This window comes from Streptomyces sp. NPDC087906 (assembly GCF_055584925.1).
In genome coordinates this window covers 114,291-140,628 of the sequence record NZ_JBVJLC010000016.1, presented here as the reverse complement: position 1 = coordinate 140,628, position 26,338 = coordinate 114,291, and the positions used below count along the sequence as shown (strand labels likewise).

The window sequence follows — 26,338 nt, the reverse complement described above, 5'->3', positions numbered from 1 at the left end:
GCGCGCCAGGACCGCCGATGTCAGTCGCTGTCATCAACCGTAACACCCGATGTCAGTCGCTGCCATCGCGTAGGATCAACACATGAGTCGATGGGAGCCCAACGCGAGCAAGCGGCTCGGGGAAGCCGCGATGGAGCTGTACAGCGAGCGCGGGTTCGAGCAGACCACCGTGGCCGAGATCGCCAAGCGGGCCGGGCTCACGGAGCGGACGTTCTTCCGGTATTTCGCCGACAAGCGCGAGGTGCTGTTCGCGGGCGCCGAGGAGCTGCAGGACCTCTTCGTCAGCAAGCTCGCGGGCGCACCGGCCACCGCGACGCCCGTCGAGGCGATGAGCGAGGCGCTCTACGCGGCCGGCGCGCGGTTCCAGGAACACCGTCCGTTCTCCCAGCAGCGCCAGGCGATCGTCGCCGCCAACGCGGAGTTGCAGGAACGCGAGCTGATCAAGCTCGCCCGGCTGTCCAGGGCGCTCGCCGACACCTACCGCGCGCGCGGCCTCCCCGAACCGGCGGCGAGCCTGGCGGCGGAGGCGGGCGTCGCCGTCTTCAAGATCGCCTTCGAACGCTGGGTCGACGCGTCCAACGAGCGCGCCCTGCCGGAGCTGATGCGGGAGTCGCTCGACGCGCTGAAAGCTGTCACAGCAACGTAAACATCGGCCGTGACCTCGCCCTGACATCGGCGAACTGACGGTATGTCCGTTGAGCGAACAGGCGTGCCCGATTTGCGCTCTTGACGGTCGTGGGGGCCGTCATCGACCATTCAGCACGCACAACCCGCTCACAGTTCACGCACAGCGCAGCAACAACTCCAGCGCCTCACGCCGAAAACGGTGTGGGGCGCCTCGCACGTTCCGTTCCCATCCCCTGTTCGGAATCCGGAGCCCCCACATGAAGCGTTCCGTGCGCAACAGCGCCGCGGCAGCAACGGCAGCCCTCGCCGGGCTGCTCGCCTTCACCGTCCCCGCGGCGGCCTCGGCCGCCCCCGCCGAAGCACCCGCCCCCGCCGTGCTGGCCGCCCCCGACATCCCCCTGGCCAACGTCAAGGCGCATCTCTCCCAGTTCCAGTCGATCGCGACCGCCAACGGCGGGAACCGCGCGCACGGCCGCGCCGGTTACCAGGCCTCGATCAACTACGTGCAGGGCAAGCTCAACGCGGCCGGATTCACCACGTCCGTCCAGCAGTTCACCTCGGGCGGCGCGACCGGCTACAACCTGATAGCCGACTGGCCGGGCGGTGACACGAATCAGGTTGTCATGGCCGGTTCACATCTCGACTCCGTCACCGCGGGCCCCGGCATCAACGACAACGGTTCCGGTTCCGCCGCCGTGCTGGAGACCGCGCTCGCCGTCTCCCGGGCGCAGCTCCAGCCCACCAAGCACCTGAGATTCGCCTGGTGGGGCGCCGAGGAGCTGGGGCTCGTCGGGTCGCAGTACTACGTCAGCCATCTCGCATCGGCCGACCGGACGAAGATCAGCGGCTATCTGAACTTCGACATGATCGGCTCGCCCAACCCGGGCTACTTCGTCTACGACGACGACCCCGCCATCGAGCAGACCTTCAAGGACTACTACGCGGGTCTCGGCATAGCGACGGAGATCGAGACCGAGGGCGACGGCCGCTCCGACCACTCGCCGTTCAAGAACGCGGGCGTCCCGGTCGGCGGTCTGTTCAGCGGCGCCGACTACACCAAGACGGCGGCGCAGACGCAGAAGTGGGGCGGTACGACGGGCCGGGCCTTCGACGCCTGCTACCACCGCTCGTGCGACACCCTGACGAACGTGGACGACACAGCGCTCGACCGCAACAGCGACGCCATCGCCTACGCGGTCTGGACGCTCTCGGCCGGCGGCACCGCCCCCTCGGGCACCGTCTTCGAGAACCTCGCCGACGTCACCGTGCCGGACAACGGCCCGGCCGTCACCTCGCCGGTCACCGTCTCGGGCCGTACGGGCAACGCGCCCTCGGCGCTCAAGGTGGGCGTCGACATCAAGCACACCTTCCGGGGCGACCTGGTGGTGGACCTCGTCGCACCTGACGGGACCGCCTACCGGCTGAAGAGCTCCAGCAGCAGCGACTCGGCGGACAACGTCACCACCACGTACACGGTGAACGCGTCGAGCGAGGTCGCCAACGGCGTCTGGAAGCTCAAGGTCCAGGATGTCGCGGCGCAGGACACGGGCTACATCAACAGTTGGCGGCTCACCTTCTGAGCCGGGCGCGGACATCACGGCCTGGCAGGGTCGTAGGCAGGCCAGGGTCGCAGGCAGCCCTCAGGCCGTGATGTCCTTCGTCGTGAAGCGGGCCCAGGCCGCCGAGCCGAAGACCGCCGCGTACACCGCCTGGATGCCGAGGTTCTTGCCGATGTCGGTCCAGTAGACCGGCTCGCGCAGCACGTCGGAGAACGACAGCCAGTAGTGCGAGAAGAGATACGGCTGGATCCCGTGCAACTGCGGGATGGTGTCGAGGATCTGCACGGTGATGACCAGGCCGACCGTCGTGGCCATCGCCGCGATCCCGCTGTTGGTGACGGTCGACACGAACAGGCCGAGCGCCGCGAGGCCGATCAGTGAAGCCGTGACGAGGACGGCGATGAACAGGGCGCGGGCCAGCCCCTCGCCGAAGGAGATCCGGGTCCCCGAGATCGTGGTGACCTCGCCCAGCGGGAACAGCAGCGCCCCGACCACCAGGGCGGAGACCGCCACGATCAAGGTCGCCACCAGGCAGAACGTCAGCGTCGTGGCGTACTTGGCCAGCAGCAGCCTGCTGCGTCCTGCCGGGGCGACCAGCAGATAGCGCAGCGTCCCCGCGCTCGCCTCACCGGCGATCGAGTCGCCCGCCACCACCCCGATCGTCATGGGCAGGAAGACGGGCAGGGTCACCGCCAGCGCGGCGAAGACCAGGAACAGGCCGTTGTTGGTGATCTGGGTGAGGAAGGCGGGCCCGTCGCCACCGCCGCCCGCCGTGCCGCCGTCGTCCGTCTGGATCTTCACCGCGATCCCGATGAGGACCGGTACGGCGCCCAGCACCGCGAGCAGCGCGAGCGTGCGCCAGCGGCGGAAGGTCGTGGTCAGCTCGGAGCGGAACAGACCGAGGGTCCAGCGCAGCTTTGGCGCCCGGGTCGCAGGACGGGCGGCGGGCACCTCCGTACCCGGTGCGTCCACGTCCGTGCCTGGTACGTCCGCGCCTGGTACGTCCCCGCCGGGTACGTCCGTGCCGACCGTCTCAGCCCGCGACATCGAAGCCCTCCCCGGTCAGCGCCATGAAGGCGTCCTCAAGCGAGGCCCGTTCGACACCGAACGACCTGACCCGCACCCCGGCCCGTACCAGCGCGGCGTTGAGGTCCGCCAGCTCCACATCGGCCCCGGGCAGTTCGCCGGTCACCCGGTCGTCGGTCACCGTGACATCGGTGACGCCCTGCTCCTTCAGCAGCCGGGCCGCTTCGGCGGGGTCGGGCGTCGTGACGACGAGCCGGCCGCGCGTGCCCGCCGCGAGGTCGGCGACCGAGCCCTGGGTGATCAGCCGCCCCTGCGCCATCACCGCCGCGTGCGTGCAGACCTGCTCGATCTCGTCCAGGAGGTGCGAGGAGAGGAAGACCGTCGTGCTGTCGGCCGCCAGCTCCCGCACCAATGTCCTGATCTCGCGCATCCCCTGCGGGTCGAGGCCGTTCGTCGGCTCGTCCAGGACGAGCAGCTTGCGCGGCTGGAGCAGGGCGGCCGCGATACCGAGCCGCTGCTTCATGCCCAGCGAGTACGCCTTGGCCTTCTTGGCCGCTGCGGCCGTCAGCCCGACCCGGTCCAGCGCCGCTCCGACCCGGGCGCGCCGGGTGCGGGGGTCGGCGGTCGGGTCGGCCGAGTCGTACCGTACGAGATTGTCGCGGCCGCTCAGGAAGCCGTACGGGGCCGGGCCCTCGATCAGCGCGCCCACCTGCGGCAGGACGCCGCGGGCGGCGCGCGGCATGGGGCGGCCGAGCAGCGTCGCCGAGCCGGCCGTCGGCTCGATCAGGCCGAGCAGCATCCGGATGGTGGTGGTCTTGCCCGAGCCGTTGGGGCCGAGGAAGCCGAAGACGCTGCCCGCCGGGACCGCCAGGTCGAGGTGGTCGACGGCGAGCTGGCCGCCGCGGTAGCGCTTGGTGAGGCCGCTCGTCTCGATGACGGATGCCATCTCGCTCCCCCGTTCTGTCGGTCGGCGGACGCAGGATGCCGTGCCGAGCGCCCTGCCGGCTCCCGCGCGGGGTGCCGATTCAGGAACGGACACGGGCCGCTCAGCGTTCCGCCCCGCCGTAGGACCACTACGGCGGGGCGGCGCCACTGCCCTGCTACTTGGCGCTGTCGGCCGCCTTGACCAGCGCGTCCTTCGTCACCGCTCCGACGTAGACCGTGCCGTCTTCCGTCATCAGCGCGTTGACGACGCGGGTGTGGAACACGGTGCCGGAACCGAACTTCCCCGACACCTTGTCGCCCAGCGAGTCCAGGAAGCCCTGGGCCTCCTTGGGCAGGTCCTTCGAGCCCGCCGCCGGAGCGCCTTCGCCCGCCGGCAGCTTCAGCTCGGCGATCGACGTCCAGCCCTTGCCGATGACCTTCACGCCGCCACCCGAGGGGACCCCGGGCACGGCCGGCTTCGGCTGGTCCTCGCGCGGCCCGCTCTCCGTCACCTTCGCGCCCTTCGGCGCCTTGAAGTCGAACGTCGAAGCGGCCGGCTTGGCGAAGTCGACCTTCGTGAAGCCGACGTCGAGGACGGCCTTGCCGCCGCCGCTCGGCGCGAGCGTGAACTTGAGCGGAGTACCGGTCTTCGCGTCGACGGCGACCTTCACCGAACCGATCGTGGAACCGGCCTGCGTGGGCTTGATGACCAGGGTGTACGCGTCGCGCCCGGCGATCTGCGCCGTGTCCCCCACACCGACCGATGTCGTGCCGGCCGACGCCTTGAGCGCCTGCTCGGCGAACTCCTTCGGCGTCGTCGGCAGCTCGGTGCCCTTCGGCAACTGGGGCGCCTTGCCCTTGGGGGCATCGCCCTTCGGCGCCTGCCTGGTCGCGTGGAACGCCTCGTTGCTCGCGCTGTCGTAACCCCACACCTGGTCGCCGTTGTGGATCAGGCTGTACTCCGCCGCGTTCTCCAGGATGGAGACGCGCTGCTTGTCGGGGCCGTCGGCCGCGACCCGCAGGGTGTGGGTGCCGGAGCTGAGCTCCAGCGCCTTGGTGCTCGGGTCGGCCGACGAACCCTTGCCGTCGTCAGCGCCGCCCTGGGGGGCGAACGCCCCGCCGGCGGCCCCGCCCGCCGCTCCGCCGAGGCCGGCCAGCGAGGGCAGACCCAGATCCGTGGTGATCTTCACCGAGCCCGAGAGCTGCTGGGTGTCGGAAGCGGCGATCTTCTCGATGAGTTCCTGAGCGGTGATGTTCGGCAGATCCGGACTGCCGTTGGCCGCGAGGGCCGGGACCAGTCCGATGGTCGCGGCAGCCACGCCGGCGACCGCGACCGGAACCACGTACCGCACCGTCTTGCTCCGGCGGTGCGGGACGAAGGCTCCTGCCTCGTCGGTGGTCTGTGCGCTGTCGTTCGGTGCCATGTGTTGCCCTACCTCCGTGGTCGGCGGCCTTCCGTGCGGTGCACTCGTCCACTCCCCGCCGCCATTCTCACCCGAATTGGTCAGGAGTGCTGTTGTCCATCTGACCAAATCGGCCACGGCGAAGCGTCAGACCGCAGGCGCAACTTCCCGTACCCCGCTGGGATGAGACAGGGACATGGCGGGACCCCCGTCCAGTAGGGGACGGGGTGCGGGACGATGCCAGGGAATCCACCGGGAGAGTGAGGCGGATCACAGGATTCCGCCGACCGGGCGAAGCCGGCCGCCGGCCGGCCCGACGGATCGTCAGCCGGCCCGACAGTCCGTCAGCCCGCGCGGTGGACGACCACGTCGCACAGCTCGACGAGCGCCGACTTGGCGTATCCCTCGGGCAGCGGGGCGAGCGCGCCGCGGGCCGCCTCCGCGTACCGCACGGTGTCCCGGCGGGCCTGCTCCAGGGCGGGGTGGGCACGCAGCCGGCGCAGCGCCTCGGCGAGTCCCGCGTCGTCCGACAGATCGCCGTCGAGCAGCCGGACCAGCTCCAGGTCGTCGGCCCTGCCGTGCTTCTCGGCCTCGGCGCGCAGCAGCAGGACGGGCAGGGTCGGGATGCCCTCGCGCAGATCCGTGCCGGGGGTCTTGCCGGACTCGTGGCTGTCGCTGGCGATGTCGAGGACGTCGTCGGCGAGCTGGAAGGCGACGCCGAGGCGCTCGCCGTACTGGGTGAGGATGTCGACCACGGTCTCGTCGGCGCCCGACATCAGCGCGCCGAACCGCCCGGAGACGGCGAACAGCGCGCCGGTCTTGCCCGAGAGCACGTCCAGGTAGTGGCCGACCGGGTCGCGCCCGTCGCGCGGTCCCGCCGTCTCCAGGATCTGGCCCGTGACCAGCCGCTCGAACGCCTCGGCCTGGATCCGGACGGCCTCGGGGCCGAGGTCGGCCAGGATGTGCGAGGCGCGGGCGAAGAGGAAGTCACCGGTCAGCACGGCGACGGAGTTGCCCCAGCGGGCGTTGGCGCTGTCCACGCCGCGCCGCACGTCCGCCTCGTCCATCACGTCGTCGTGGTAGAGCGTCGCGAGGTGGGTCAGCTCGACGACGACGGCTGACGGCACGACACCCGGCGCGTACGGGTCGCCGAACTGCGCGGCGAGCATCACCAGCAGCGGCCGGAACCGTTTGCCGCCGGCCCGCACCAGGTGCTGGGCCGCTTCGGTGATGAAGGGCACCTCGCTCTTGGTGGCATCGAGCAGCCCCGCCTCGACGGCCGACAATCCGGTCTGGACATCGGCCTCAAGAGCCTGGTCCCGCACGCTCAGCCCGAACGGCCCGACGACGGTCACGAGGGGTACTCCTGTCTGCTGACGATCAAACGAAATGTCGATGTGTCGGTGTCTTCACTCAAGTCAGCGTATCCGGTCGCCTTTCGATCACCATGGGCGGCTTCCCGGCGCCCCCCGGATGCTCGTGATCAGTCGTACGACGCGAAGTAGCTCTTTTGTCCGTAGCTCTTTTGTCCGAAGCCACGGCCGACACCGAAGAGTACGGAGAAAAGCCGCCTCCACGCGACGATCATGCCCTCTGCGGGCGCCCAGGAGAACTCCTGACGCAGCGGGACAGCGCCGGGGCCGCCGCGCGCTTTGCGCGCCGCTCCAGGAAGGTGAGCGGTATGTCCCCCATGATCCGCACCGACTTCCCGTACGACACGGTCCACGAGGACGTGCGTGTCCCGCTGCCCGACGGCACACGGCTGTACGCGCGGATCTGGCGCCCGGTCACCGAGCGGCCCGTGCCCGCGCTGCTGGAGTACCTGCCCTGCCGGCTGAGCGACTGGACGGCCCCGGTCGACCGGCAGCGGCACCCCTGGTACGCGGGCCACGGCTACGCGTCCGTACGGGTCGACGTACGCGGCCACGGCAACAGCGAGGGGATGCCGGGCGACGAGTACGACGCGACGGAGCTGGCCGACGGGGTCGCCGTCGTCAACTGGCTCGCCGCCCAGGACTGGTGCACCGGACGGGTCGGCATGTTCGGGATCTCCTGGGGCGGCTTCAACTCGCTCCAGCTCGCCGCCCTCGCGCCCGAGCCGCTGAAGGCCGTCGTCACGGTCTGCTCGTCCGACGACCGCTACGACAACGACGTCCACTACCTGGGCGGCTCGGTCCTCGCCGTCGACATGCACGCCTGGGCGGCGACGACGCTGGCTTTCGTCTGCCGGCCGCCGGACCCGGCGGGGGCGGGCGAGAACTGGCGGGAGATGTGGCTGAAGCGCCTCGAAGCCGTCGAGCCCGCCGTGCACACCTGGCTGGCCCACCAGACCAGGGACACCTACTGGAAGCACGGCAGCGTCTGCGAGGACTACGGCGCCGTCGAGGCGGCCGTGCTCGCCGTCGGCGGCTGGCACGACCCGTACCGGGACACCGTGCTGCGGCTGGTCGAACACCTCGGCCAGGACCGGGTACGGGGGATCATCGGACCCTGGTCGCACCAGTACCCGGACCAGGGGCTGCCGCCGGGGCCCGCGATCGGCTTCCTCCAGGAGACGCTGCGCTGGTGGGACCACCATCTGAAGGGCGTCGACAACGGGGTCATGGCCGAGCCGCTGCTGCGCACCTGGATCAGCGCCTCGCACCCGCCCGCGACGCTCTACCCCGAGCTGCCGGGGTACTGGGCCGCCGAGACGAGCTGGCCGTCGCCGAACGTGGTGCCCGTGCCGTACGCCTTCCAGGGCGCGCCCGTCGTGGTCGACTCCCCGCACCAGACGGGCCTGGACGCGGGGCGCTTCGCCCCGTCCGGCAACGACGCCGACCTGCCGCCGGACCAGCGCGACGAGGACGCCAAGTCGGCCTGTTACGAGTTCCCCGTCACCGGCGGGTCCATCGAGGTGCTGGGCAGGCCGCGCGTGACGCTGCGGCTGCGGATGGACGCCCCGGCGGGCCAGGCCGTCGCCCGGCTCTGCGACGTGGCGCCGGACGGCTCGTCCACCCTGGTCACCCGGGGCGCCCTCAACCTCTCCGCCAGGCACGGCCGCGACCGGGTCGAGCCGTGGCCGGAGGGCGCCACCGAGGACGTCACCTTCGAACTGGGCGGCATCGGCTACACGTTCCCGCCGGGCCACCGCATCCGGCTCGCCGTCTCGTCCGCGTACTGGCCGTGGATCTGGCCGCAGGCGAACGCGGCGGGCTTCACCCTGGAGCCGGTGGGCTCCTCGCTCCACCTGCCCGTGCGCAGGCCCGTACCGCGGGAGCAGCCGGTCAGCTTCGAACCGGCCGAGCAGGCCGAACCGCTCGGCGTCGTACGGCCGGTCACGCTCGACGAACCGCGCCCGGAGCGGCTGGTGATCAGGGACGTCGCCCAGGGCACCTGGCGGCTGGAGGTCGACCCGCGCCCCGGCGGCACCCGGGTCTACCCCGACGGCCTGGAACTCACCGAGGAGGCGCTGGAGACGTACACGATCCAGGAGGGCGACCCGCTGTCCGCCCACGCCGAGTCCGAGTGGACGGTACGGCTGCACCGCCCCGACACCGGCTGGGACGCGCTGGTCGAGACGCACTCCGAGATCAGTTGCGACGCCGACGACTTCATCACGTCGGACGAGGTGATCTGCCGCGACGGCGACGAGATCGTCTTCCACCGCACCTGGGAGAAGCGCGTCCCGCGCACGGCCGGCTGACCGGACGGGCAGCACCGCGACAGTCACCGCTTTCCGGTCATTACGGGCGCGTATTTCGCTGCCGCCGGGCGTCGGCCGACACGTAACGTGTCCTGCATCGACAGGAAGCGAGGCGGCACCATGCCCGAGCACAGCCCGCTCGAACCTGCCGAAGGCGATCCCTTCGGCCCGCACAATCTGCCGTACGGCGTGTTCTCCACCCCCGACGACCCGGACCACCGCCGGGTCGGGGTCCGTATCGGCGATGCCGTGCTCGACGCGGGAGCCGCCGCCCGGGCCCTGGGCTCCCCGTACGCCGCGCTGCTCGCGAGGCCCAGCCTCAACCCGCTGATGGCGGCCGGGCGTACGGCCTGGCGCGACGTCCGCAGGGCCCTCACCGCGTGGGTGACGGTCCCCGCGCACCGCCCCGACATAGAGCCGCTGCTGCACCCGCTCGGCTCGGTGACGCTGCATCTGCCGTACGAGGTCGCGGACTACGTCGACTTCTACGCCAGCGAGGAGCACGCCACCAACGTCGGCAAGATCTTCCGCCCGGACGGGCTCGCGCTGCCGGTCAACTGGAAGCACCTGCCGATCGGTTACCACGGCAGGGCCGGCACGGTCGTCGTCTCGGGCACGGACGTGAAGCGGCCGTCGGGCCAGCGCAAGGCGCCCGCCGACCCGGCGCCGGTCTTCGGGCCCTCGGTGAAGCTGGACATCGAGGCGGAGGTCGCCTTCGTCGTGGGTGTGCCGTCCGAGCAGGGCAGCCCGGTCGATCTCGCCTCCTTCCGCGACCATGTCTTCGGGCTCTCGCTCCTCAACGACTGGTCGGCGCGCGACATCCAGGCGTGGGAGTACGTGCCGCTCGGCCCGTTCCTCGGGAAGTCCTTCGCCACCTCCGTCTCCGCCTGGGTGACGCCCCTGGAGGCCCTGGACGCGGCCCGGGTGGCGCCGGCGGCCCGTACGGAGCCGCTGCTGCCGTACCTCGACGACACGGACGAGGAGGAGCCGGGCGGCTTCGACCTGCGGATGTCCGTGGCGCTCAACGGGCAGCTCGTCTCCGAGCCGCCGTTCTCCGCCATGTACTGGACGGCGGCGCAGCAGTTGGCCCATATGACCGTCAACGGCGCCTCGCTGCGTACGGGCGACGTCTTCGCGTCGGGCACGGTCAGCGGCAGCGGCCGTGCGCAGCGCGGCTCGCTGCTGGAGCTGACCTGGAACGGCGGCGAACCGCTCGAACTGCCCGGCGGCAAGCGGACGTTCCTGGAGGACGGCGACGAGGTCACCATCACGGCCTGGGCACCGGGTCCCGACGGGACGCGGGTGGGTCTGGGCGAGGTGACCGGACGGATCGTCTGAGCATCCCCGTACGGACACCCCCGTACGGACACCCGCGTACGGACACGGCGAAGGCCCGGCTCCCCCATCGGGGCGCCGGGCCTTCGGCTGCGCGCTGTACGGCGGCTACCGCACGAATGTCCCCGCCTGGCCCGCCAGGTCCAGGAAGTACTGCGGGGCGATGCCCAGCACGACCGTGACGGCCACGCCGACCGCGATCGTCGTCATCGTCAGCGGCGAGGGGACGGCGACCGTGGGGCCGTCGGCCTTCGGCTCGCTGAAGAACATCAGCACGATGACCCGGATGTAGAAGAACGCGGCAATGGCCGAGGAGATCACACCGACCACCACGAGTCCTGAGGCCCCGCCGTCGGCCGCCGCCTTGAACACCGCGAACTTGCCGGAGAACCCGGAGGTCAGCGGGATACCGGCGAAGGCCAGCAGGAAGACCGCGAAGACCGCGGCCACCAGGGGTGAACGCCGCCCGAGCCCGGCCCACTTCGACAGATGCGTCGCCTCGCCGCCCGCGTCCCGTACGAGTGTGACGACGGCGAAGGCGCCGACCGTCACGAACGAGTACCCGCCGAGGTAGAAGAGGACCGACGAGACACCGTCGGGCGTGGAGGCGATCACACCGGCCAGGATGAAGCCGGCGTGCGCGATGGACGAGTACGCCAGCAGCCGCTTGATGTCGGTCTGGGTGATGGCGACGATCGCGCCGCCCAGCATCGTGACGATGGCGATGGCCCACATGACCGGGCGCCAGTCCCAGCGCAGCCCCGGCAGGACCACGTAGAGCAGCCGCAGCAGCGCGCCGAAGGCGGCCACCTTGGTCGCGGCGGCCATGAAGCCGGTGACCGGCGTCGGGGCGCCCTGGTAGACGTCCGGGGTCCACATGTGGAACGGGACGGCGCCGACCTTGAAGAGCAGCCCCATCAGGATCATCGCGCCGCCGATGAGCAGCAGCGCGTCGTTGCCCATCGTGCTCGCCAGCGCCGGGTCGACGTTGGTGACCGTGCCGTCGACGACCTCCGCGATGCGGGAGTACGAGACGGAGCCCGCGTACCCGTACAGCAGGGCGATGCCGAACAGCAGGAACGCCGAGGAGAAGGCGCCCAGCAGGAAGTACTTGACGGCCGCTTCCTGCGACATCAGCCGCTTGCGGCGGGCGAGGGCGCAGAGCAGGTACAGCGGGAGGGAGAAGACCTCCAGCGCGACGAACAGCGTCAGCAGGTCGTTGGCCGCGGGGAAGACCAGCATGCCGGCCACGGCGAACAGGACCAGCGGGAACACCTCGGTGGTGGTGAACCCGGCCTTGACGGCGGCCTTCTCGCTGTCGCTGCCCGGGGTCGAGGCGGCCTGGGCGACGAAGGAGTCGGTGCGGTTGCCGTGCGCCTCGGGGTCGAGCTTGCGCTCGGCGAAGGTGAACACGGCGGCGATGCCCGTCAGCAGGATCACGCCCTGCAGGAACAGCGCCGGGCCGTCGACGGCGATGGCGCCCATGGCCGCGATGTGCGCCTTCGTCGTGCCGTAATGGCCGGCGGCGAGCGCGACCACGGCGGCGAAGGCCGCGGCGAGCGCGACCACGGTCAGGAAGACCTGCGCGTAGTAGCGCGCCTTGCGCGGCACGAACGCCTCGAAGAGGATGCCCACCAGCGCCGCGCCCAGCACGATCAGCACCGGGGTGAGCTGCGTGTACTCAATGGTCGGGGCCGGGATCTTGTCGATCGGGACGGCCGCCGTCGTTGTCCACAGGCTGTGGACGGCTGTCGCACTCACGGAGCGGCCTCCACCTCGGGCTTGGGATCGGTCTTGTGCACGTCGGACATGGTGTGGTTCACCGCCGGGTTGATGATCTCGGTCAGCGGCTTCGGGTAGACACCCAGGAAGAGCAGCAGGGCGATCAGCGGGGTCACCACGACGAGTTCGCGGATCTTCAGGTCCGCCATGCCCTGGACGGACGCCTTCACCGGGCCCGTCATCGTGCGCTGGTAGAGGACGAGCACGTAGAGCGCGGCGAGCACGATGCCGATGGTGGCGATGATGCCGATCACCGGATACCTGCTGAACGTGCCGACCAGGACCAGGAATTCACTGACGAACGGGGAGAGCCCCGGCAGCGAGAGCGTGGCGAGACCGCCGATCAGGAAGGTGCCGGCCAGGATCGGCGCGACCTTCTGCACCCCGCCGTAGTCAGCGATGAGCCGCGAGCCGCGCCGCGAGATCAGGAAGCCGGCCACCAGCATCAGCGCGGCCGTCGAGATCCCGTGGTTGACCATGTAGAGCGTGGCGCCCGACTGGCCCTGGCTGGTCATCGCGAAGATGCCCATGATGATGAAGCCGAAGTGCGAGATCGAGGCGTAGGCGATCAGCCGCTTGATGTCCCGCTGGCCGACGGCGAGCAGCGCGCCGTAGACGATGCTGATCAGCGCCAGCACCAGGATCACCGGGGTCGCCCACTTGGACGCCTCGGGGAACAGGCCCAGGCAGTAGCGCAGCATCGCGAACGTGCCGACCTTGTCGACCACGGCGGTGATCAGGACGGCGACGGGCGCCGTCGACTCCCCCATCGCGTTGGGCAGCCAGGTGTGCAGCGGCCACAGCGGCGCCTTCACCGCGAAGGCGAAGAAGAAGCCGAGGAACAGCCACCGTTCGGTGCTGGTCGCCATGGACAGGCTGCCGTTGGCCCGCGCCTCCACGATCTCGGAGAGCGAGAACGTCCCGGCGACGACGTAGACGCCGATGACGGCGGCCAGCATGATCAGCCCGCCGACCAGGTTGTAGAGGAGGAACTTCACGGCCGCGTACGACCGCTGGGTCGCCGCCGCCTCGTCCCCGCCTGCGTGGGCCCGGTCGCCGAAGCCCCCGATGAGGAAGTACATCGGGATGAGCATCGCTTCGAAGAGGATGTAGAAGAGGAAGACGTCGGTGGCCTCGAAGGAGAGGATCACCATCGCCTCGACCATCAGGATCAGCGCGAAGAAGCCCTGGGTGGGCCGCCAGCGGCGGTTGGGCGCCGCGTCCTCCAGCGGGTCGGCGTCATGCCAGCCGGCCAGTATCACGAACGGGATCAGCAGCGCGGTGAGCGCCATGAGCGCCACCCCGATGCCGTCCACGCCCAGTTCGTACCGGACACCGAAGTCCTTGATCCAGGCGTGCGACTCGACGAGCTGGTAGCGGTCGCCGCCCGGCTCGAACCGGACCAGTACGACGGCCGCCAGCGCGAGCGTGGCGAGCGAGAAGAGCAGCGCCAGCCACTTGGCCGCGGTGCGCCGGGCGGCCGGTACGGCCGCCGTGGCGATGGCGCCGACCGCGGGAAGCGCGGCCGTCACCGTCAGGAAGGGGAACGACATGTCCGTCACACCGCCCTCATCAGCAGGGTCGCGGCGATGATCACTGCCGTACCTCCGAACATCGAGACCGCATAGGAGCGGGCGTAGCCGTTCTGCAGCTTGCGCAGCCGGCCGGAGAGCCCGCCGAACGACGCCGCGGTGCCGTTGACCACCCCGTCGACCAGCGTGTGGTCGACGTACACCAGGGAGCGGGTGAGGTGCTCGCCGCCGCGGACCAGGACCACATGGTTGAAGTCGTCCTGGAGGAGATCGCGGCGGGCGGCGCGGGTGACGAGCGAGCCGCGCGGCGCGAGCGCGGGGACGGGCCTGCGCCCGTACATCAGCCAGGCGATACCGGCGCCGACGACCAGCAGGACGAGCGTCGCCGTGGTGACGGCCGCCGCGCTGACCGGGGAGTCGCCCTCGCTGTGCCCGGTGACGGGCTCCAGCCAGTGCAGGAACCGGCTGCCGATGGAGAAGAAGGCACCGGCGCCGACCGAGCCGACCGCCAGGACGATCATGGGGACCGTCATGGACTTCGGCGACTCGTGCGGATGCGGCTCGTGGCCTTCGGCGTCGGGCTGCCAGCGCTTCTCGCCGAAGAACGTCATCAGCATCACGCGCGTCATGTAGAAGGCGGTGATCCCGGCGCCCAGCAGGGTGACGGCGCCGAGGATCCAGCCTTCCGTACCGCCCTTGGCGAAGGCCGCCTCGATGATCTTGTCCTTGGAGAAGAAGCCGGAGAGACCGGGGAAGCCGATGATCGCCAGATAGCCGAGGCCGAAGGTGACGAAGGTGATCGGCATCTTGCGCCACAGGCCGCCGTACTTCCTCATGTCGACCTCGTCGTTCATGCCGTGCATGACCGATCCGGCGCCGAGGAAGAGGCCGGCCTTGAAGAAGCCGTGCGTCACCAGGTGCATGATCGCGAAGACGTAGCCGATCGGGCCGAGCCCGGCGGCGAGGATCATGTAGCCGATCTGCGACATCGTCGAACCCGCGAGGGCCTTCTTGATGTCGTCCTTCGCGCAACCGACGATCGCACCGAACAGGAGCGTCACAGCGCCGACGACCACGACCACCACCTGGGCGTCCGGGGCCGCGTTGAAGATGACTCCGGAGCGGGTGATCAGATAGACGCCCGCCGTCACCATCGTCGCCGCGTGGATCAGGGCCGAGACCGGGGTCGGGCCCTCCATCGCGTCACCGAGCCAGGACTGCAGCGGCACCTGGGCCGACTTGCCGCAGGCGGCCAGCAGCAGCATCAGGCCGATCGCCGTCAGCTTGCCCTCGGTCGCGTTGTCGGCGGCGGCGAAGACCGGGCCGAAGGCGAAGGTGCCGAAGGTGGTGAACATCAGCATGATCGCGATCGACAGGCCCATGTCGCCGACCCTGTTGACCAGGAACGCCTTCTTGGCCGCCGTGGCGGCGCTGGGCTTGTGCTGCCAGAAGCCGATGAGCAGGTACGAGGCGAGACCGACGCCCTCCCAGCCGACGTACAGCAGCAGGAAGTTGTCCGCGAGGACGAGGATCAGCATCGCCGCGAGGAACAGGTTCAGATAGCCGAAGAAGCGGCGGCGCCGCTCGTCGTGCTCCATGTACCCGACGGAGTAGATGTGGATCAGGGTGCCGACACCCGTGATCAGCAGCACGAACGTCATCGACAACTGGTCGAGCTGGAGGCCGACGTCCGCCTGGAAGCCGTCGACCGGGATCCAACTGAACAGGTGCTGGTGCAGGGCCCGGTCGTCCGCGTTCTTGCCGAGCATGTCCGTGAACAGCACGGCGCCGATCACGAAGGAGGCGGCTGCCAGCACCGTACCGAGCCAGTGGCCGAGACGGTCGAACCGGCGGCCGCCGACCAGCAGGACGGCAGCTCCGAGCAGGGGCGCCGCGACGAGCAGCGCAATCAAGTTCTCCACGATTCAGCGACCCCTCAGAGCTTCATCAGGCTGGCGTCGTCGACCGAGGCCGAGTGGCGGGAACGGAACAGCGACACGATGATCGCGAGCCCGACCACGACCTCCGCGGCGGCGACGACCATCGTGAAGAAGGCGATGATCTGGCCGTCCAGATTGCCGTGCAGCCGGGAGAACGCGACGAAGGCGAGGTTGCAGGCGTTGAGCATCAGCTCCACGCACATGAACACCACGATCGCGTTCCGCCGGATCAGCACACCCGCGGCGCCGATGGTGAACAACAGGGACGCGAGATAGAGGTAGTAGACCGGACTCATCGCGTGACCTCCTCCTCGTCGTGGTTGTCACGGCCCAGCCGCTCCTTCGAGCGCTGCTCCAGCGCCTTCAGGTCGGCGATGGCCTCGTCGGACACGTCGCGGATCTGACCGCGGCCCCTGAGCGTCTTGTTGACGGTCAGCTCGGACGGTGTGCCGTCGGGCAGCAGCCCGGCGATGTCCACCGCGTTGTGCCGGGCGTAGACACCGGGCGCGGGCAGCGGCGGGAGCTGCTTGCTGCGGATGCGGTCCTCGGACATCTCCCGCTGCGTCTTGGCCCGTTCGGTGCGCTCCTTGTGCGTGAGCACCATCGCGCCGACGGCCGCCGTGATCAGCAGCGCACCGGTGATCTCGAAGGCGAACACGTACTTGGTGAAGATCAGCCGGGCCAGGCCCTGCACGTTCCCCCCGGCGTTCGCACCGCCGGTGCCCGTCCAGGTCTTCAGCGACGCGTTGGCGATACCGGCGATCAGCAGGATGCCGAAGCCGAGCCCGCAGACCACGGCCCAGACGCGCTGGCCCTTGATGGTCTCGGTCAGCGAGTCGGCCGCTGTCACGCCGACCAGCATCACGACGAAGAGGAACAGCATCATGATCGCGCCGGTGTAGACGACGATCTGGACGATGCCGAGGAAGTAGGCCCCGTTGGCCATGTAGAAGACCGCGAGGATGATCATCGTCCCCGCCAGGCACAGCGCGCTGTGCACGGCCTTGCGCATCAGCACCGTGCAGAGCGCGCCGATCACGGCGACGATGCCGAGGATCCAGAACTGGACCGCCTCGCCGGTCGAGGTGGTGGAGGCGGCAGCGGCGATGGTGTTCATTCGCCGATCACCTTCTTCGACGCCGGCTCGTCCTCACCGAAGTCCGACGCGCCTTCCTGCGGGCGCTCGCCCTTCGTCAGGGCGACCTGGCGGACCGTGCCGGGCGCGGCCTCCGTGACCAGACCCCGGTAGTAGTCCTGCTCGTCGGTGCCGGGGAAGATCGAGTGCGGCGACTCGACCATGCCCTCCTCAAGACCCGAGAGCAACTGCTCCTTGGTGTAGATCAGGTTCTCGCGCGAACTGTCGGCCAGCTCGAACTCGTTGGTCATCGTGAGCGCCCGGGTGGGGCACGCCTCGATGCACAGCCCGCAGAGAATGCAGCGCGCGTAGTTGATCTGGTAGACGCGGCCGTACCGCTCGCCCGGGGAGTAGCGCTCCTCCTCCGTGTTGTCGGCGCCCTCCACATAGATCGCGTCCGCCGGGCACGCCCAGGCGCACAGCTCGCAGCCGATGCACTTCTCCAGGCCGTCCGGATGCCGGTTGAGCTGGTGACGGCCGTGGAAGCGCGGCGCTGTCACCTTCTGCTGCTCCGGGTACTGCTCCGTCAGCCGCTTCTTGAACATGGCCTTGAAGGTCACGCCGAAGCCGGCCACAGGATTCCGGGGGGCGCTCGGGGTCCCCCCCTGCGAAGACTCGTCAGACACCGCCATCCTCCTTTCCGTCACTCTCAGTTCCGTCACTCACAGTATTGACCCCGCCACTGACAATCAGCTCGCGCTCACGGCGCGGAGTCCTGCGCGGCACGGGCGGCAGCGCCTGTCCCGGCAGCGGTGGCACGGGATAACCGCCGGCCATCGGGTCGAAGGCGGGCGTCTCGGGCTCTCTCGCCGCCGCCTCCCTCTCCTGTTTGTTGCGGAACATGTCCACGACGAAGGAGAGCAGCAGGATCACGATGATCGCGCCCGCGACGTACAACAGGATCGAGGTGAAGCCGTAGTTCTCGTTGCGCAGCGCGCGCACCGTCGCGACGAGCATCAGCCAGACCACCGAGACCGGGATCAGGACCTTCCAGCCGAGCTTCATCAACTGGTCGTAGCGCACGCGCGGCAGCGTGCCGCGCAGCCAGATGAAGCCGAACAGCAGGAGCTGCACCTTCAGGACGAACCAGAGGATCGGCCACCAGCCGTGGTTGGCGCCCTCCCAGAAGGTGGAGATCGGCCACGGCGCGCGCCAGCCGCCCAGGAAGAGCGTGGCGGAGACGGCCGACACGGTGATCATGTTGACGTACTCGGCGAGCATGAACATCGCGAACTTGATCGACGAGTACTCGGTGTTGAAGCCGCCGACCAGGTCGCCCTCGGACTCCGGCATGTCGAACGGGGCGCGGTTGGTCTCGCCCACCATCGTGATGATGTAGATGATGAAGGAGACCGGCAGCAGCAGGATGTACCAGCGGTCCTGCTGGGCGTCCACGATCGCCGAGGTCGACATCGACCCCGAGTAGAGGAACACCGACGCGAAGGCCGCGCCCATGGCGATCTCGTACGAGATCATCTGCGCGCAGGAGCGGAGTCCGCCGAGCAGCGGGTACGTCGAGCCCGACGACCAGCCGGCCAGGACGATGCCGTAGATACCGACCGAGGCGACGGCGAGGATGTACAGCATCGCGATCGGCAGGTCGGTGAGCTGCATCGTTGTGCGGTGGCCGAAGATCGAGACCTCGTTGCCCGAGGGGCCGAACGGGATCACGGCGATCGCCATGAAGGCCGGGATCGCGGCGATGACCGGCGCGATGATGTAGACGACCTTGTCGGCGCGCTTGACGATGATGTCTTCCTTGAACATCAGCTTCGCGCCGTCGGCGAGCGACTGGAGCATGCCCCAGGGGCCGTGCCGGTTCGGGCCGATGCGGAGCTGCATCCAGGCGACGACCTTGCGCTCCCAGACGATGGCGAACAGCACGTTCACCATCAGGAACGCGAAGCAGAAGACGGCCTTGACGACGACGAGCCACCACGGGTCGCGGCCGAACAGCGACAGGTCCTCCGCTGCGAGCACGGTCTGCGGTGCCGTCGCGAGTTGGGCGAAGGCGGTCATGCGCGCACCTCCGGTGCGGGGGTGGCCGCTTCCTGCGCGGCCGGGCCGATACGGACCAGCGTTCCCGGGCGGGAACCGGTGTCGGCGAGGACACCGCCGCCCGTGGAGTTCAGCGGCAGCCACACGACCCGGTCGGGCATCGCCGTCACCCGCAGCGGCAGCGTCACGGCGCCGGCCGGGCCGGTCACCGTCAGCGCGCCGCCGTCCTTGACGCCGGTCTCGGCGGCCGTCGTCGCGGAGAGCCGCGCGACCGCCTCGTGCCGGGTACCGGCCAGGGCCTCGTCGCCCTCCTGGAGCTTGCCCTGGTCGAGCAGCAGCCGGTGGCCAGCGAGGACCGCCTCGCCGTCGCCGGGGCGCGGCACGGGAACGGCCGACTCGGCCGGCGTACCGGCGCGTGCTCCGTCCCAGCCGCCCAGCCGGTCCAACTCGGCCCGTACGGACCGCAGGTCGGGGAGGGCGAAGTGCACGTCGAGGGTGTCGGCGAGCATGTGCAGCACCCGCGCGTCGCTCGGCGCGAGCTGCCTCGTCATCTGCTCGGGCTTGAGCGCCGCCTCGAACAGCCGCGCCCTGCCTTCCCAGTTGAGGAACGTACCGGGCTTCTCCGGTACGGCCGCGACGGGGAACACGACATCGGCGCGGTCGGTGACCTCGCTGGGCCGCAGTTCGAGCGAGACGAGGAATCCGACGGCGTCCAGCGCGGCCAGCGCGCCCGCCGGGTCCGGCAGGTCGGCCACCTCGACGCCCGCGACGAGCAGCGCGCCGAGTTCGCCGGTCCTGGCGGCCTCGACGATCTGGCCCGTGTCGCGGCCGTAGCTGTGCGGCAGTTCGCGTACGCCCCAGACGGCCGCGGTCTCCTCGCGGGCCCGCGGGTCGGTGGCGGGACGGCCGCCGGGCAGCAGCGACGGCAGCGCGCCCGCCTCGACGGCGCCGCGCTCACCCGCCCTGCGCGGGATCCAGACGAGATACGCGCCGGCCGCCGTCGCCGCCTTGGCCGCGGCGGTCAGCCCGCCGGGCACAGCGGCGAGCCGCTCGCCGACGATGATCACGGCGCCGGGCGCGCGCAGCGCCTCGGACGCCTGTGCGCCGTCGCCGTCGAGTCCGGTGCCGGAGGCGAGCGCCTCCAGCCACTCGGTCTCGGTGCCGGGCGCCGCGGGCAGCAGCGTGCCGCCCGCCTTCGCCAGTCCTGGCGTCGCGTGCGTGGCGAGCGAGAAGGTCCGCTGGCCGTGCTTGCGGTACGCCTTGCGCAGCCGCAGGAAGACGCCGGGCGCCTCCTCCTCGGACTCGAACCCGACGAGCAGGACGGCCGGGGCCTTCTCCAGCTTGGCGTTGGTGACGCCCGTACCGTCCAGGTCGTGGCCGCGGCCCGCGACCTGCGACGCCAGGAAGTCGGCCTCCTCGCTGCTGTGCACGCGCGCGCGGAAGTCGATGTCGTTGGTTTCGAGGGCGATCCGCGCGAACTTCGCGTACGCGTAGGCGTCCTCGACGGTGAGCCGGCCCCCGGTCAGCACCCCGGCCCGGCCGCGCGCCGCCGCGAGACCGCGGGCGGCGGCCTCCAGCGCCTCGGGCCAGCTCGCGGGTGCCAGGACGCCGTCCTCGCCGCGTACCAGCGGGGTGGTGAGCCGGTCGGGCTTCTGCGCGTAGCGGAAGCCGAACCGGCCCTTGTCGCAGATCCACTCCTCGTTGACCTCGGGGTCGTCGGCGGCCAGCCGCCGCATGACCTTGCCGCGCCGGTGGTCGGTGCGGGTCGCGCAACCGCCCGCGCAGTGCTCGCAGACGCTCGGCGACGACACCAGGTCGAAGGGGCGTGAGCGGAACCGGTACGCCGCCGATGTCAGCGCGCCGACCGGGCAGATCTGAATGGTGTTGCCGGAGAAGTACGAGGCGAACGGGTCGCCCTCGCCGGTGCCGACCTGCTCCAGCGCGCCGCGCTCGATCAGCTCGATCATCGGGTCGCCCGCGACCTGGTTGGAGAACCGGGTGCAGCGGGCGCACAGCACGCAGCGCTCGCGGTCGAGCAGCACCTGGGTCGAGATCGGTACCGGCTTCTCGTAGGTGCGCTTGCGCCCTTCGAACCGGGTGTCCGGGTCGCCGACCTGCATGGCCTGGTTCTGCAGCGGGCATTCGCCGCCCTTGTCGCAGACCGGGCAGTCCAGCGGGTGGTTGATGAGCAGCAGCTCCATCACCCCGCGCTGGGCCTTCTCCGCGACGGGCGACGAGAGCTGCGACTTGACGACCATGCCGTCGGTGCAGGTGATCGTGCAGGAGGCCATCGGCTTGCGCTGGCCCTCGACCTCCACGATGCACTGCCGGCAGGCGCCGACCGGGTCGAGCAGCGGATGGTCGCAGAAGCGCGGGATCTCGATGCCGAGCAGTTCGGCGGCGCGGATCACCAGGGTCCCCTTGGGGACGGAGATCTCGATGCCGTCGATCGTCAGCGAGACGAGATCTTCCGGCGGGACCGCCGCCTCGCCGCCGCCGGAGGGAGCGGACGTGGTGACTGTCATGCGTTCACCTCCAGGTGCGGGTTGTGCTGGTCTGCCCACACGGTGGACTTCGCGGGGTCGAGGGGGCAGCCCTTGCCGGTGATGTGCTGCTCGTACTCCTCGCGGAAGTACTTGAGCGAGGAGAAGATCGGGGCGGCGGCGCCGTCGCCGAGCGCGCAGAACGACTTGCCGTTGATCGTGTCGGCGATGTCGTTCAGCTTGTCCAGGTCGGACATCTGGCCCTTGCCCGCCTCGATGTCGCGCAGCAACTGGACGAGCCAGTAGGTGCCTTCACGGCACGGCGTGCACTTGCCGCAGGACTCGTGGGCGTAGAACTCGGTCCAGCGGGTGACGGCCCTTACGACGCAGGTCGTCTCGTCGAAGCACTGGAGCGCCTTGGTGCCGAGCATGGATCCGGCGGCGCCGACGCCCTCGTAGTCCAGGGCGACGTCGAGGTGCTCCTCGGTGAACATCGGGGTCGAAGAGCCGCCCGGCGTCCAGAACTTGAGCCGGTGGCCCGCCCTGATGCCGCCGCCCATGTCGAGGAGCTGGCGCAGGGTGAGCCCGAGCGGGCCCTCGTACTGGCCGGGGTTGGCGACATGGCCGCTGAGCGAGTAGAGCGTGAAGCCCGGGGACTTCTCGCTGCCCATCGATTTGAACCAGTCCTTGCCGCGCTGCAGGATCGCGGGAACGGACGCGATGGACTCCACGTTGTTCACGACGGTGGGGCATGCGTAGAGCCCCGCGACCGCGGGGAAGGGAGGACGCAGCCTGGGCTGTCCGCGACGGCCCTCCAGGGAGTCGAGCAGCGCGGTTTCCTCACCGCAGATGTACGCGCCCGCGCCCGCGTGCACGACGATGTCGAGGTCGAGTCCGCTGCCCAGGATGTCCTTGCCGAGGTAGCCGGCCTCGTACGCCTCGCGCACGGCTTCGTGCAGCCTGCGCAGGACCGGTACGACCTCGCCGCGTACGTAGATGAAGGCGAGCGAGGAGCGGATCGCGTAGCAGGCGATCACGATGCCCTCGATGAGGGAGTGCGGGTTGGCGAAGAGGAGCGGCATGTCCTTGCAGGTGCCGGGCTCCGACTCGTCGGCGTTGACGACGAGGTAGTGCGGCTTGCCGTCGCCCTGCGGGATGAACTGCCACTTCATCCCGGTCGGGAAGCCGGCGCCGCCGCGGCCGCGCAGACCCGCGTCCTTGACGTACGCGATGAGGTCGTCGGGGGACATCGCGAGGGCCTTCTTCAGCCCCTCGTAGCCGTCGTGCCGCTGGTAGGTGTCCAGCGTCCAGGAGTCCGGCTGGTCCCAGAACGCGGACAGGACAGGTGCCAGGAGTTTCTCCGGGCTGGTGCCCTGCTGGTCGACTTCGGTCGGCATGGTCGTCATCACTCCCCCTCCTCGGCCGCGGGCCCTGCGGGGTGCGCGGGGTCGGAGGCCGAGGTGTCCTGCGGTGCGTCGTGCGAGCTGAGGTGCTGGGAGCCGGGCTGCGCCGCGTCCTTGGGGGCGCCCGTGTCGTCCCCGCCGCGCGGCGACACGACGCGCTGGGGGCCCTCGCCCCTGGCGAGCCGCAGGCCGGCCAGGGAGGCGGGTCCCGCGCCGCCGGTGGCCGCGACGGCGCCGGGGCGCTCGTCGGGGAACCCGGCGAGGATCCTGGCCGTCTCCTTGTACGTGCACAGCGGCGCGCCGCGGGTGGGTGACACGGGACGGCCCTCGCGCAGGTCGTCGACGAGCTGCTTGGCGCTGTCCGGCGTCTGGTTGTCGAAGAACTCCCAGTTGACCATCACCACGGGGGCGAAGTCGCAGGCCGCGTTGCACTCGATGTGTTCGAGGGTGACCTTGCCGTCCTCGGTGGTCTCGTCGTTGCCGACCCCGAGGTGCTGCTTCAGCTCGTCGAAGATGGCGTCGCCGCCCATCACCGCGCAGAGCGTGTTGGTGCAGACGCCGACCTGGTAGTCACCGCTCGGCTTGCGCCGGTACATGGTGTAGAAGGTCGCGACGGCCGTGACCTCGGCGGTCGTCAGGCCGAGCTGGTCGGCGCAGAACGCCATGCCGGTACGGGAGACGTAGCCCTCCTCCGACTGCACGAGGTGCAGCAGCGGCAGCAGCGCCGACCTGGAGCCCGGGTAGCGCGCGATGATCTCCCGCGCGTCGGTCTCCAGCCTGGCCCGCACGTCGGCCGGGAAGTCCGGGGCGGGTAGCTGGGGCATCCCCAGGCTGACCTCGGAGTTGGCGGGTGTGGTCGTCATCGGTCGACGCCTCCCATCACGGGGTCGATGGACGCGACAGCGACGATGACGTCGGCGACCTGGCCGCCCTCGCACATCGCGGCCATGGCCTGGAGATTGGTGAAGGACGGGTCCCTGAAGTGGACCCGGTACGGGCGCGTGCCCCCGTCGGAGACGACGTGCGCGCCGAGTTCGCCCTTCGGCGACTCGACCGCCGCGTACGCCTGTCCCGCCGGGACGCGGAAGCCCTCCGTCACCAGTTTGAAGTGGTGGATCAGAGCCTCCATGGACGTGCCCATGATGTTCTTGATGTGGTCGAGCGAGTTGCCGAGCCCGTCCGGGCCGAGCGCGAGCTGCGCCGGCCAGGCGATCTTCTTGTCGGCGACCATGACCGGGCCGGGTTCGAGCCGGTCCAGGACCTGCTCGACGACCCGCAGCGACTGCCGCATCTCCTCAAGTCGGATCAGGAAGCGGCCGTAGGAGTCGCAGGTCTCGGCGGTCGGGATCTCGAAGTCGTACGTCTCGTAGCCGCAGTACGGGTCAGACTTGCGCAGGTCGTGCGGGAGTCCGGCGGCCCGCAGGATCGGCCCCGTCGCGCCGAGCGCCATGCAGCCCGCCAGGTCGAGGTAACCGACGTCCTGCATACGGGCCTTGAAGATGGGGTTGCCGGTGGCGAGCTTGTCGTACTCCGGCAGGTTCTTGCGGAGCGTCTTGAGCATCTCGCGCAGATGGTCGACGGCGCCCGCCGGCAGGTCCTGGGCGAGGCCGCCGGGGCGGATGAACGCGTGGTTCATCCGCAGCCCGGTGATCAGCTCGTAGGCGTCGAGAATCAGTTCACGATCGCGGAAGCCGTAGATCATGATCGTGGTCGCGCCGAGCTCCATACCGCCGGTGGCGATGGCGACCAGGTGCGAGGAGAGCCGGTTCAGCTCCATCAGCAGGACGCGGATGGCGGTGGCCCGGTCCGGGATCTGGTCCTCGATGCCGAGGAGCTTCTCCACGCCGAGGCAGTACGCCGTCTCGTTGAAGAACGACGTCAGGTAGTCCATGCGCGTGACGAACGTGGTGCCCTGCGTCCACGTGCGGTATTCGAGGTTCTTCTCGATCCCGGTGTGCAGATAGCCGATGCCGCAGCGGGCCTCGGTGACGGTCTCGCCGTCGATCTCCAGGATCAGCCGCAGCACGCCGTGCGTGGACGGGTGCTGCGGGCCCATGTTGACGACGATCCGCTCGTCGTCGCTCTTGACCGCCGATTCGACGACCTCGTCCCAGTCGCCGCCGGTGACCGTGTAGACGGTGCCCTCGGTCGTGGCGCGGGGAGTCGCGTGCGGAGCTTGGGGAGTTGACATCAGGAGTACGACCTCCGCTGGTCCGGAGCCGGGATCTGGGCGCCCTTGTACTCGACGGCGATACCGCCGAGCGGATAGTCCTTGCGCTGCGGGAAGCCCTGCCAGTCGTCCGGCATCATGATCCGGGTCAGGGCCGGGTGACCGTCGAAGATCAGGCCGAAGAAGTCGTACGTCTCGCGCTCGTGCCAGTCGTTGGTCGGATAGATCTCGACCAGGGACGGGACGTGCGGGTCGGCGTCGGGGGCCGACACCTCAAGGCGGATCAGCCGGCTGTGGGTGATCGAGCGCAGGTGGTACACGGCGTGCAGCTCGCGGCCCTTGTCGCCGAGGTAGTGGACGCCCGACACCCCCGTACACAGCTCGAAGCGCAGCGCCGGGTCGTCGCGCAGGGTGCGCGCGACCTGGACCAGATGCTCGCGGGCGATGTGGAAGGTCAACTCGTCGCGGTCGACGACCGTCTTCTCGATGGCGTTCTCGGGCAGGAGCCCCTGCTCGTCGAGGGCGCCTTCGAGTTCGTCGGCGATCTCGTCGAAGACGCCGTCCTTGCCGCCGTACGGGCGCGACGAGGCGCCCGGGAGGGCCACGGGCCTGACGAGTCCGCCGTAGCCGGACGTGTCGCCGCCGTTCTCGGCGCCGAACATCCCCCGCTTGACCCGGATGACCTCGCCGGCCTGGTTCCGCTCGGAGGGAACGTTGCCGCCGGATCCGTTCTGCCCGGACCCGTTCGCCGCTTCGGCGGCTCGCTGCTCGTCGGTCACCGCAGCAGCCCCTTCATCTCGATGGTGGGGAGGGCCTTGAGGGCCGCTTCCTCCGCCTCGCGGGCGGCTTCCTCGGCGTTGACGCCGAGCTTGCCGTCCTTGATCTTCGCGTGGAGCTTGAGGATCGCGTCCATCAGCATCTCGGGCCGCGGCGGGCAGCCGGGCAGGTAGATGTCGACGGGGACGACGTGGTCGACGCCCTGGACGATCGCGTAGTTGTTGAACATCCCGCCCGACGAGGCGCAGACCCCCATGGAGATCACCCACTTGGGGTTGGGCATCTGGTCGTAGACCTGCCGCAGCACGGGCGCCATCTTCTGGCTCACCCGGCCCGCGACGATCATCAGGTCGGCCTGCCGCGGTGAGCCGCGGAAGACCTCCATCCCGAACCGTGCCAGGTCGTACCGTCCGGCACCCGTCGTCATCATCTCGATGGCACAGCAGGCAAGGCCGAAGGTCGCGGGGAACATGGACGAACTCCGCACCCAGCCCTGCGCCTGTTCGACGGTGGTCAGCAGGAAACCGCTCGGCAGCTTCTCTTCGAGTCCCATTGGTGG

The 26,338-nt window shown here is 70.1% G+C and carries 21 protein-coding genes; 4 read left to right on the top strand and 17 right to left on the bottom strand.

Annotated features, from left to right (window positions below):
- The first annotated feature begins 82 nt into the window (after positions 1–82).
- Together ACZ63I_RS32560 and ACZ63I_RS32555 are read left to right on the top strand one after the other, a co-directional pair.
- Positions 83–646, top strand: coding sequence for a TetR family transcriptional regulator (locus tag ACZ63I_RS32560; RefSeq protein ID WP_469342922.1), 564 nt, complete (start codon positions 83–85; stop codon positions 644–646).
- Between the two features lie 238 nt (positions 647–884).
- Complete coding sequence (locus ACZ63I_RS32555) at positions 885–2,207, top strand: M28 family metallopeptidase (RefSeq protein ID WP_469342921.1); 1,323 nt, start codon at positions 885–887, stop codon at positions 2,205–2,207.
- A 60-nt stretch (positions 2,208–2,267) separates the two neighbouring features.
- On the opposite strand, the gene ACZ63I_RS32550 is transcribed toward ACZ63I_RS32555, so the two are convergent.
- The 4 genes from ACZ63I_RS32550 to ACZ63I_RS32535 all read right to left on the bottom strand — a co-directional run bounded on the left by ACZ63I_RS32550 (position 2,268) and on the right by ACZ63I_RS32535 (position 6,894).
- Entirely contained in the window at positions 2,268–3,233 is a 966-nt protein-coding gene (locus ACZ63I_RS32550) for an ABC transporter permease (RefSeq protein ID WP_469342920.1), read from the bottom strand.
- Positions 3,220–4,158, bottom strand: a complete 939-nt coding sequence (locus ACZ63I_RS32545) for an ABC transporter ATP-binding protein (protein WP_469342918.1) — start codon at positions 4,156–4,158, stop codon at positions 3,220–3,222. Before ACZ63I_RS32545 ends, ACZ63I_RS32550 begins: the two co-directional genes overlap by 14 nt.
- 154 nt (positions 4,159–4,312) lie before the next feature.
- A complete protein-coding gene (locus ACZ63I_RS32540) occupies positions 4,313–5,560 on the bottom strand; it encodes a LolA family protein (RefSeq protein ID WP_469342916.1) in 1,248 nt (415 codons plus the stop codon).
- 323 nt (positions 5,561–5,883) lie between these two features.
- Entirely contained in the window at positions 5,884–6,894 is a 1,011-nt protein-coding gene (locus tag ACZ63I_RS32535) for a polyprenyl synthetase family protein (RefSeq protein WP_469342915.1), read from the bottom strand.
- A gap of 335 nt (positions 6,895–7,229) precedes the next feature.
- Here ACZ63I_RS32535 and ACZ63I_RS32530 point away from each other — a divergent pair, with 335 nt between their 5' ends.
- On the top strand, positions 7,230–9,224 hold the full coding sequence (locus tag ACZ63I_RS32530) for a CocE/NonD family hydrolase (RefSeq protein ID WP_469342942.1): 1,995 nt from the start codon (positions 7,230–7,232) through the stop codon (positions 9,222–9,224).
- Positions 9,225–9,344: 120 nt separating this feature from the next.
- Positions 9,345–10,562 carry a fumarylacetoacetase gene (gene fahA, locus ACZ63I_RS32525; protein WP_469342914.1) on the top strand — a complete coding sequence of 406 codons (1,218 nt, stop codon included), beginning with the start codon at positions 9,345–9,347 and terminating at the stop codon, positions 10,560–10,562.
- Positions 10,563–10,667: 105 nt separating this feature from the next.
- Here the strand turns inward: fahA and nuoN are convergent, their stop codons facing one another.
- The 13 genes from nuoN to ACZ63I_RS32460 are packed head-to-tail and all read right to left on the bottom strand — an operon-like array spanning position 10,668 to position 26,332.
- On the bottom strand, positions 10,668–12,320 hold the full coding sequence (nuoN, locus tag ACZ63I_RS32520) for an NADH-quinone oxidoreductase subunit NuoN (RefSeq protein WP_469342912.1): 1,653 nt from the start codon (positions 12,318–12,320) through the stop codon (positions 10,668–10,670).
- The gene (locus tag ACZ63I_RS32515; protein WP_469342941.1) at positions 12,317–13,894 is read right to left on the bottom strand and encodes an NADH-quinone oxidoreductase subunit M; all 1,578 of its coding nucleotides are present in this window, start codon (positions 13,892–13,894) and stop codon (positions 12,317–12,319) included. The genes nuoN and ACZ63I_RS32515 overlap by 4 nt, the downstream gene beginning before the upstream one ends.
- 5 nt (positions 13,895–13,899) lie before the next feature.
- On the bottom strand, positions 13,900–15,795 hold the full coding sequence (gene nuoL / locus ACZ63I_RS32510) for an NADH-quinone oxidoreductase subunit L (RefSeq protein WP_469342910.1): 1,896 nt from the start codon (positions 15,793–15,795) through the stop codon (positions 13,900–13,902).
- A 14-nt stretch (positions 15,796–15,809) separates the two neighbouring features.
- Positions 15,810–16,109 carry an NADH-quinone oxidoreductase subunit NuoK gene (gene nuoK / locus ACZ63I_RS32505; protein ID WP_041985918.1) on the bottom strand — a complete coding sequence of 100 codons (300 nt, stop codon included), beginning with the start codon at positions 16,107–16,109 and terminating at the stop codon, positions 15,810–15,812.
- Positions 16,106–16,930, bottom strand: a complete 825-nt coding sequence (locus ACZ63I_RS32500) for an NADH-quinone oxidoreductase subunit J (protein ID WP_469342909.1) — start codon at positions 16,928–16,930, stop codon at positions 16,106–16,108. Before ACZ63I_RS32500 ends, nuoK begins: the two co-directional genes overlap by 4 nt.
- Entirely contained in the window at positions 16,927–17,580 is a 654-nt protein-coding gene (gene nuoI / locus ACZ63I_RS32495) for an NADH-quinone oxidoreductase subunit NuoI (RefSeq protein ID WP_469342908.1), read from the bottom strand. Before nuoI ends, ACZ63I_RS32500 begins: the two co-directional genes overlap by 4 nt.
- Positions 17,567–18,967: an NADH-quinone oxidoreductase subunit NuoH gene (nuoH, locus tag ACZ63I_RS32490; protein ID WP_469342907.1), complete on the bottom strand. Its 1,401-nt coding sequence runs from the start codon at positions 18,965–18,967 to the stop codon at positions 17,567–17,569. Before nuoH ends, nuoI begins: the two co-directional genes overlap by 14 nt.
- On the bottom strand, positions 18,964–21,471 hold the full coding sequence (locus ACZ63I_RS32485) for an NADH-quinone oxidoreductase subunit G (RefSeq protein WP_469342905.1): 2,508 nt from the start codon (positions 21,469–21,471) through the stop codon (positions 18,964–18,966). Before ACZ63I_RS32485 ends, nuoH begins: the two co-directional genes overlap by 4 nt.
- Positions 21,468–22,835 (bottom strand): NADH-quinone oxidoreductase subunit NuoF, encoded by a 1,368-nt coding sequence (nuoF, locus tag ACZ63I_RS32480; protein WP_469342904.1) that lies wholly within the window; start codon positions 22,833–22,835, stop codon positions 21,468–21,470. The genes ACZ63I_RS32485 and nuoF overlap by 4 nt, the downstream gene beginning before the upstream one ends.
- Positions 22,835–23,695 carry an NADH-quinone oxidoreductase subunit NuoE gene (gene nuoE, locus ACZ63I_RS32475; RefSeq protein WP_469342903.1) on the bottom strand — a complete coding sequence of 287 codons (861 nt, stop codon included), beginning with the start codon at positions 23,693–23,695 and terminating at the stop codon, positions 22,835–22,837. Before nuoE ends, nuoF begins: the two co-directional genes overlap by 1 nt.
- Entirely contained in the window at positions 23,692–25,023 is a 1,332-nt protein-coding gene (locus ACZ63I_RS32470) for an NADH-quinone oxidoreductase subunit D (protein ID WP_469342901.1), read from the bottom strand. Before ACZ63I_RS32470 ends, nuoE begins: the two co-directional genes overlap by 4 nt.
- Entirely contained in the window at positions 25,023–25,781 is a 759-nt protein-coding gene (locus ACZ63I_RS32465) for an NADH-quinone oxidoreductase subunit C (protein ID WP_469342900.1), read from the bottom strand. The genes ACZ63I_RS32470 and ACZ63I_RS32465 overlap by 1 nt, the downstream gene beginning before the upstream one ends.
- Complete coding sequence (locus ACZ63I_RS32460) at positions 25,778–26,332, bottom strand: NuoB/complex I 20 kDa subunit family protein (protein ID WP_041985945.1); 555 nt, start codon at positions 26,330–26,332, stop codon at positions 25,778–25,780. Before ACZ63I_RS32460 ends, ACZ63I_RS32465 begins: the two co-directional genes overlap by 4 nt.
- Positions 26,333–26,338 lie beyond the last annotated feature (6 nt).